At 72.7% G+C, this 9,458-nt stretch carries 1 protein-coding gene; it reads left to right on the forward strand.

Features of this window, described 5'->3' with window-relative positions:
- Positions 1-9,458 (forward strand): type I polyketide synthase (locus HY68_RS44185; RefSeq protein WP_198533361.1); only part of this gene is annotated, 9,458 nt, incomplete at both ends.

The following is a 9,458-nucleotide window of genomic DNA, read 5'->3' on the forward strand; positions in this document are numbered from 1 at the left end:
CTGGGGGCTCGGCCGGGCCGCCGCCCTGGAACACCCGCAGAGCTGGGGCGGTCTCATCGACCTGCCGGGCACACTCGACCAGCAGGCGGGACAGCGGCTGGCCGGCATCCTCGCCACCAAGGACACCCCCGACGGCGAGGACCAGGTGGCGCTGCGCGCATCCGGCGTCCTCGGCCGGCGGCTCGCCCGGCACACCGTCGCAGAGCTGCCCTCGGCAGCTGAGTTCACCGCGCACGGCACCGTGCTCGTGACCGGTGGCACCGGCGGCCTCGGCGCCGAGGTGGGCCGCTGGCTGGCCCGTTCCGGCGCCGAGCACCTGATCCTCACCAGCCGGCGCGGCCCCGGCGCCCCCGGCGCCGCCGAACTCCGCGCGGAGCTGGAGGAATTGGGCGCCGCCGTCTCCGTCGTCGCCTGCGACGTCGCCGACCGCGACGCGCTCGCCGCCGTACTGGACGGCGTCCCGTCCGACCTGCCGCTGACCGGCGTGGTGCACACCGCGGGAGTCGGCCACTTCGGACCGCTGGACCAGCTCGGCCTTCCCGACTTCGCCGAACTCACCTCGGCCAAACTGGCCGGCGCCGCCCATCTCGACGCCCTCCTCGGCGACCGCGAACTCGACCTGTTCGTCCTCTTCGGCTCGATCGCCGGCGTCTGGGGCAGCGGGCACCAGAGCGCGTACGGCGCGGCCAACGCCTACCTGGACGCCCTCGCCGAGGACCGGCGCGCCCGCGGACTCACCGCCACCTCCGTGGCCTGGGGCCCCTGGGCCGAAGCGGGCATGGCCACCGACGAGACGGTGTCCGACAGCCTGCGGCGACAGGGCCTCGGACTCCTCGACCCGGGTCCCGCGATGACCGAACTGCGCCGCGCCGTCGTCCAGCGGGACGTGACCGTCACACTTGCCGACGTCGACTGGGACCGCTACGCGCCGGTCTTCACCTCGGGGCGGCCCAGCGCACTGCTCGCGGGACTGCCCGAGGTCCGGGCGCTGACGAGCGCCGCCGAGCGCGAAACGGACCCCGACGCCTCCGAGTTCGTCACGCGCGTGCGCGCCCTGGCCGAACCGGAGCAGGACCGGCTGCTGGCCGGCCTCGTCCGCGACGAGGCGGCGGCCGTGCTGGGACACACCTCCGCCGACGCCGTACCGGAAAGCCGTGCCTTCCGCGACATCGGCTTCGACTCCCTGACCGCCGTCGAGCTGCGCAAGCGGCTGTCCACCGTCACCGGCCTGACGCTGCCGAGCACGATGGTCTTCGACTACCCGACCCCGCTGGAGCTGGCCCGGTATCTGCGCTCCGAGATCCTGGGCGCCGTGCTGGAGGTGGCAGGGCCCGTCGCCACCCTGGCGGCCGACGACGAGCCCATCGCCATCATCGGCATGAGCTGCCGCTTCCCCGGCGGAGCCGGCTCGCCCGAGCAGCTGTGGGACCTCGTCACCAACGGCGCCGACGCCGTGAGCGAATTCCCCGTCAACCGGGGCTGGGACACCCAGGGACTCTTCGACCCCGACCCGGACCGGTCGGGCAAGACCTACTCGACGCAGGGCGGATTCCTGCACGAGGCCGACGAGTTCGACCCGACGTTCTTCGGAATCTCGCCGCGCGAGGCACTGGTGATGGACCCTCAGCAGCGGCTGCTGCTGGAGACCACCTGGGAGTCCTTCGAGCGCGCGGGCATCAACCCCGCCGCCGCGCGCGGCAGTCTCACCGGTACCTTCATCGGATCCAGCTACCAGGACTACGGCATGGGCGCGGGCGACGGCGCCGAGGGCCACATGGTCACCGGCAGCAGCCCGAGCGTGCTCTCCGGGCGCATCTCGTACGTGTTCGGGCTCGAAGGCCCCGCCGTCACCGTCGACACCGCCTGCTCCTCCTCGCTGGTCGCCCTGCACCTGGCCTGCCAGTCCCTGCGCAACGGCGAGTCGACACTCGCCGTCGCAGGCGGCGCCACGGTCATGACCACACCCGCCCCCTTCGTCGCGTTCAGCCGGCAGCGGGCCCTCGCCCAGGACGGCCGCTGCAAGGCCTTCTCCGACGACGCCGACGGCATGACGCTCGCCGAGGGCGTCGGCATCCTGCTGGTCGAACGGCTCTCCGACGCCCGGCGCAACGGCCACCCCGTCCTCGCGGTCGTCCGCGGCTCGGCGATCAACCAGGACGGCGCGTCCAACGGACTCACCGCGCCCAACGGCCCCTCGCAGCAACGGGTGATGCGGCAGGCCCTGGCCAACGCCCGGCTGAATCCCGGGGACATCGACGCCCTGGAGGCGCACGGTACGGGGACGCCGCTCGGCGACCCGATCGAGGCGCAGGCGCTGTTCGCCACGTACGGCAAGGACCGCGACCCGGAGCGCGCGCTGCTGCTCGGCTCGGTCAAGTCCAACATCGGGCACACCCAGTCCGCAGCGGGCGTCGCGAGCGTCATCAAGATGGTGATGGCGTTGCGGAACGGGGTGCTGCCCCGGACGTTGCACGCGGAGTCGCCTTCGTCGCATGTGGATTGGTCGTCGGGTGCGGTGCGTCTGTTGTCGGAGGCGGTGGAGTGGCCCGAGACGGGCCGGCCGCGCCGTGCGGCGGTGTCGTCGTTCGGCATCAGCGGCACCAACGCCCACACACTGCTGGAGCAGGCCCCGGCCGAGGACGTGACCGAGCCGCCCGAGCCCACGGACGAGCCCGTGCCGGTCGCCGGCGGTGTGGTGCCGTGGCTGCTGACGGGGCGTACCGCCTCCGCCGTACGCGAGCAGGCCGGACGGCTGCTGTCGTACGTGGAGGGCCCCGGAGCCGCCGCGAGCCCGCTCGACGTGGGCTTCTCGCTCGTCGCGTCCCGCTCCGTCTTCGAGCACCGGGCCGTGGTGGTCCCCGCCGAGGACGCGGACCCGCTGGACGCCCTGCGCGCCGTCGAGAACGACGGACCGTCGTCCGTGGTGGCCCGAGGTGTGGCCGATGTGGAGGGGGAGACGGTGTTCGTCTTCCCGGGGCAGGGGTCGCAGTGGGTGGGGATGGGGGCTCGCCTGCTGGACGAGTCGCCGGTGTTCGCGGAGCGGATTGCTGAATGTGCGGCCGCGTTGGCCGAGTTCACCGATTGGTCGTTGGTGGATGTGTTGCGTGGTGGGGTGGGTGCGCCGCCGTTGGAGCGGGTGGATGTGGTGCAGCCTGCCTCCTTCTCGGTGATGGTGTCGCTGGCCGCGCTGTGGCGCTCGCACGGCGTAGAGCCCGCGGCCGTCGTCGGCCACTCGCAGGGCGAGATCGCGGCTGCCGTCGTCTCCGGGGCGCTGTCCCTCCAGGACGGTGCGCGGGTGGTGGCACTGCGCAGCCAGGCGATCGGCCGCAGTCTCGCGGGGCGTGGCGGGATGATGTCCGTCGCGTTGCCGGTGGCGGAGGTGGAGGGTCGGCTGGAGTCGTGGTCGGGTCGGGTGTCGGTTGCCGCGGTGAACGGGCCGCGTTCGGTGGTGGTTTCGGGTGAGCCCGAGGCTTTGGACGAGCTGTCGGCCGAGTTGACGGGCGAAGAGGTCCGGGTGCGTCGGGTAGCGGTGGATTATGCGTCGCATTCCGCACAGGTGGAGGATCTGCGTGACGAACTCCTGGACGTGCTGGGCCCGGTGCGGCCGCGTGTTTCGGAGGTGCCGTTCTTCTCCACGGTGACCGGCGAGTGGCTGGATACGGAGGAGATGGACGCCGGGTACTGGTTCCGCAACTTGCGGCAGCGGGTCAGGTTCGCGGACTCCGTACGTGACCTGCTGGAGGCGGGACATCGTGCCTTTGTCGAGGTGAGTTCGCATCCGGTGCTGACGATGTCGGTGCAGGACATGATCGATGATGCGGGTGAACCCGCTGTGGCGACGGGGACGTTGCGTCGTGACACGGGTGGTGTGTCGAGGTTCCTGTTGTCGGCCGCCGAGGTGTTCGTGCGGGGTGTCGATGTCGACTGGGCGGGTGTGTTCGCGGGCACCGGCGCCCGGTGTGTGGACCTGCCGACCTACGCCTTCCAGCACGAACACCTGTGGGCCGTACCGCCGGTGCCGGAGAACGCCGGCGCCACCGACCCGGCCGACGCGGAGTTCTGGGCGGCGGTGGAGCAGGAGGATCTGTCCGCGCTGTCCTCGACGCTGCGTACGGACGAGGGTGCGGTGGCGGCTGTGCTGCCGGCGCTGTCGTCCTGGCGCAGGTCGCGTCACGACCGCTCGACTGTCGACTCCTGGCGCTACCGGGCCTCGTGGTCCCCGGTGAGTACCGTCCCGTCGAAATCCCTCTCGGGTGAATGGCTCGTGGTGTCCGCCGAGGGCATCGACGACGAAGGTGTCGTCGGCGCGTTGGCCGGATCGGGCGCAGACGTACGGCGGTTGGTGCTGGACGAGTCCTGTGTCGACCGTGCGGTGTTGGCGCAGCGGCTGGCTGAGACCGACGCGGAGACCGACGAGATCGCCGGGATCGTGTCCGTACTCGCCGCCGCCGAGCAGCCGGGGGAGCGTTACCCGGGTCTGTCGCTCGGTCTGGCCCTCACCGTCTCGCTGGTCCAGGCCCTCGGCGACACGGAGACCGGGGCGCCGTTGTGGTTCCTGACCGAAGGTGCCGTCTCCACCGGCCGTTCCGACGAGGTGACGTCTCCCGTACAGGCGCAGGTGGCCGGGGTGGGGTGGACGACGGCGCTGGAGCATCCGCAGCGCTGGGGCGGTGTGATCGATCTGCCGCCGGTCCTCGACCAGCGGGCCGCCTCGCGGCTCGTCTCCGCCCTCGCGGGCGCACTGGGCGAGGAGGACCAACTCGCCATCCGCGCCTCCGGTGTCTTCACGCGCCGTATCGTCCGCGCCGCGGCCGGCCGGCAGGGACCCTCGCGTGACTGGAAGCCGCGCGGCACCACGCTGATCACCGGCGGCTCGGGCACCCTCGCCCCGCATCTCGCCCGCTGGCTGGCCGGACAGGGCGCCGAGCATCTGGTGCTGACCAGCCGTCGCGGCGCAGAAGCGCCGGGCTCCGCCGAACTCGTCGCCGAACTGGCCGAGTTGGGTACAGAAGCGGCCGTCGTCGGCTGCGACGTGACCGACCGGGACGCGGTCGCCGCGCTGTTGGCGGAGCTGAAGGCCGACGGACGCACCGTACGTACCGTCGTGCACACCGCCGCGCTCATCGAGCTGCACTCGCTCGCCGAGACCAGCATGGAATCCTTCTCCGACGTCATGCACGCGAAGGTCGTCGGCGCACAGGTCCTGGACGAACTGCTCGACGACGACGACCTGGACGACTTCGTCCTCTACTCATCCACGGCCGGCATGTGGGCCAGCGGCGCGCACGCCGCGTACGTGGCGGGCAACGCCTACCTGGCCGCGCTCGCCGCCCACCGCCGCGCCCGCGGGCTGCGTGCGATGTCGCTCTCCTGGGGCATCTGGTCCGACGACCTCAAGATCGGCCGGGTCGACCCGGGACAGATCCGCCGCAGCGGCCTGGAGTTCATGGACCCGCAGCTGGCGCTGAGCGGTCTCAAGCGGGCCCTGGACGACGACGAGACCGTGATCGCGGTCGCCGACGTCGACTGGGACACGTACTACCCGGTCTTCACGTCGAGCCGCCCCACCACCCTGTTCTCCGACGTGCCCGAGGTGCGCAAGCTCACCGAGGCCGCCGACGAGGCCACAGGCACCGTCGTGGAGGGCGAGTTCGTGGCGCGGCTGCGCGCGCTGTCCGCCGCCGAGCAGGAGCGGCTGCTGCTCGAAGTGGTCCGCGCCGAGGCCATGTCCGTGCTGGGCCTCACCTCCGCCGACGCGCTGCCCGACGGGCGCGCCTTCCGTGACGTCGGCTTCGACTCGCTGACCGCCGTCGGGCTGCGGAACCGTCTCGCGTCCGTCACCGGTCTCACGCTGCCGACGACGATGGTCTTCGACTATCCGAGCCCCGCTGCGCTGGCCGGTTTCCTGCGGTCGGAGCTGGCCGGGGCGCAGAGCACGGCCGGTGCCACCGCGGTCGTCGCCCCGTCGGCCCCTGTCGACGACGACCCGATCGCCATCATCGGTATGAGCTGCCGCTACCCCGGCGGGGTGACCTCGTCGGAGGAGCTGTGGAAGCTCGTCCTGAACGGCGCGGACGCCATCTCCGGCTTCCCCGCCGACCGGGGCTGGGACGCAGACGGGCTGTACGACCCCGACCCCGACCGGTCGGGCAGGACGTACTCGGTGCAGGGCGGCTTCCTGCAGGACGTGGCCGACTTCGACCCGGGATTCTTCGGTATCTCGCCGCGTGAAGCGGTGGCCATGGACCCGCAGCAGCGGCTGCTGCTGGAGACGTCCTGGGAAGCCTTCGAGCACGCCGGGATCGACCCGGTCTCCCAGCGCTCCAGTCTCACCGGGACCTTCATCGGTGCCAGCTACCAGGACTACACGTCCGGGGTGGCCAACGCGGCCGAGGGCTCCGAAGGCCACATGATCACCGGCACGCTCTCCAGCATCCTCTCCGGGCGGGTCTCCTACCTCTTCGGCTTCGAGGGCCCCGCGGTCACCCTCGACACCGCCTGCTCGTCCTCGCTCGTCGCGCTCCATCTGGCCTGCCAGTCGCTGCGCAACGGCGAGAGCACCCTCGCGCTCGCCGGCGGCGTCAGCATCATGTCCACCCCCAGCGCCTTCGTCGGCTTCAGCCGGCAGCGGGCGCTCGCGGTCGACGGCCGCTGCAAGGCATACGCCGAGGCCGCCGACGGCATGACGCTCGCCGAGGGCGTCGGCCTCGTCCTGCTGGAGCGCCTGTCCGACGCCCGGCGCAACGGCCACCAGGTGCTGGCCGTGGTGCGCGGCTCCGCCGTCAACCAGGACGGCGCCTCCAACGGGCTGACCGCGCCCAATGGCCCCTCGCAGCAGCGGGTGATCCGGCAGGCGCTCGCCAACGCCGGGGTGGAGGCCGGTGAGGTCGACGTCATCGAGGGCCACGGCACCGGTACGGCGCTGGGCGACCCGATCGAGGCGCAGGCCCTGCTGACCACGTACGGCCAGGACCGTGACCCGGAGCGGCCGTTGCTGCTCGGCTCGGTGAAGACCAACATCGGCCACACGCAGATGGCCTCCGGTGTCGCCAGCGTCATCAAGATGGTCCAGGCGCTCCAGCACGGCATCGTGCCGAAGACCCTGCACATCGACGCGCCGTCCTCACACGTGGACTGGTCGTCCGGCGCCATCGACCTGCTGACCGAGCAGACCGACTGGCCCGAGACCGGCAGGCCCCGGCGTGGCGCCGTCTCGTCCTTCGGGCTGAGCGGCACCAACGTGCACACCATCCTGGAGCAGGCGCCCCCGGAGGAGCCGGCCGAGCAGGCCGCGCCCGACCGCGAACCCCGGCCCGGCGTCGTGCCGCTGCTGGTCTCCGCCCGGAGCGAGGCGGCGCTGCGCGCCCAGGCCGGCCGGCTGCTCTCCCTCGTGGAGGAGCGGCCCGAAGCACACCTCACCGACCTCGCCTTCTCACTGGCCACCTCGCGGTCGAGCCTGGACCGCAGGGCCGCCGTCGTGGCGGAGGAGCGCGACGAACTGCTGCGCGGGCTGCTGGCCCTGCGCGACGGACTGCCGGGCCCCGGCGTGGTCCAGGGCGGCACGGGACGCGGCCGTACCGCGTTCCTGTTCAGCGGTCAGGGCAGCCAGCGCCCCGGCATGGGACGGGAGTTGTACGAGCGGTTCCCCGCGTTCGCGGACGCTTTCGACGCCGTACTGGCCCGGATCGACGGTGAGTTGGACCGGCCGCTGCGCGACATCATGTTCAGCGAGCCGCAGTCGCCCGAGGCCGCGCTCCTCGACAGGACCGAGTACGCGCAGCCCGCGCTGTTCGCCGTCGAGGTCGCGCTGTTCCGGCTGGCCGAGTCGTGGGGTGTGACCCCCGACTATCTGGCCGGGCACTCCGTCGGTGAACTGGCGGCGGCGCATGTCGCGGGGGTGCTCTCCCTGGCGGACGCGTGCGCCCTGGTCGCCGCGCGCGGCCGGCTGATGCAGGCACTGCCCGAGGGCGGCGCGATGATCTCGCTCCAGGCCGCCGAGGACGAGGTCCTTCCGCTGCTGGCCGGTGTCGAGGACCAGGTGTCGATCGCCGCCGTCAACGGGCCGGCGTCGGTGGTCGTCGCGGGAGCCGAGGACGCCGTCGTCGAACTCGCCGCGCGTATCGCCGCAGAGGGGCGCAAGACCAAGCGGCTGCGGGTGAGCCATGCCTTCCACTCGCCGCTCATGGACGCCATGCTCGACGACTTCGGCCGGATCGCGAGCGGCGTCACGTACCACGCTCCGGCCATTCCCTTCGTCTCCGACGTGACCGGCGAACTCGCCACCGACGAGCAGGTGTGCTCGGCGGAGTACTGGGTCCGACACGTCCGCAGCGCCGTCCGCTTCGCCGACGGCGTGAGCTGGCTCTCCGAGCGCGGCGGTGTGCGTACGTTCCTGGAACTCGGCCCCGACGCGGTGCTCTGCGGCATGGCCCGCGAGAGCCTGCCCGACGCGGCGCGCACCGCGCTCCTTCCGCTGCTGCGCGGCGACCGGCCCGAAGTACGGTCCGTGATCACCGCGTTGACCGGTGCCCACGCGCACGGTGTCGACGTCGACTGGTCCGCCTTCTTCGCGGACACCGGAGCACGCCGGGTCGAGCTGCCGACCTACGCCTTCCAGCGCGAGCGGTACTGGCCCGAGGCCGCTGTCGAAACGGCAGGACCGCCGACGGCGCAGAACACACTGGACGCCGAGTTCTGGTCGGCGGTGGAGCGGGACGACGTGACGTCGCTCGCCGCTTCGCTCGGCCTGGACGACGACACGGTCACCGCGATGGTGCCGGCCCTCACCGCCTGGCGGCGCCGGCGCGGCGAGGAGTCGGCCGCCGACGCCTGGCGCTACCGCGTCACCTGGAAGCCGCAGAGCGCCGCAGCCGCGCCGGCCGCCCTGGCAGGGCGCTGGCTCGTCCTGACCCCCGCCCGGATCGAGGACGCCGACTGGTCCGCCGATGTCGTCCGCGCGCTCGGGACGGACACCGTCACGGTCGAGGTCGCCGAGACCGACCGCGCCGCGCTCGCCGCGCGACTGACCCGGACCGGCGAGGAGGAGGGCGACTTCGCGGGCGTCCTGTCCCTGCTCGCCCTCGCCGACTGCGAACGCGCCGCGCACACCGGCGTACCCGTGGCCCTGACCCTGACGACCGCCGCCGTGCAGGCGCTCGGTGACGCGGGGATCGAAGCGCCGCTGTGGAACGTCACCCGGGGCGCCGTCTCCGTCGGCCGCTCCGAACACGCCGTCAGCCTCGACCAGGCCGCCGTCTGGGGCCTCGGCCGTGTCGTCGCACTCGAACACCCCGACCGCTGGGGCGGCTGCGTCGACCTGCCCGAACAGCTCGACTCGCACGCCGCACGCCGGCTGCGCGGCGTCCTGGCCGGCACGACGGACGAGAGCGAGGCCGCCGTACGCGCCTCCGGCGTGTTCGTACGCCGCCTCGCCCACAGCCCGGCGGGACCCGCAGCCG

Origin of the sequence: Streptomyces sp. AcH 505 (assembly GCF_000818175.1) — a bacterium.
Classification (GTDB): Bacteria; Actinomycetota; Actinomycetes; order Streptomycetales; family Streptomycetaceae; genus Streptomyces.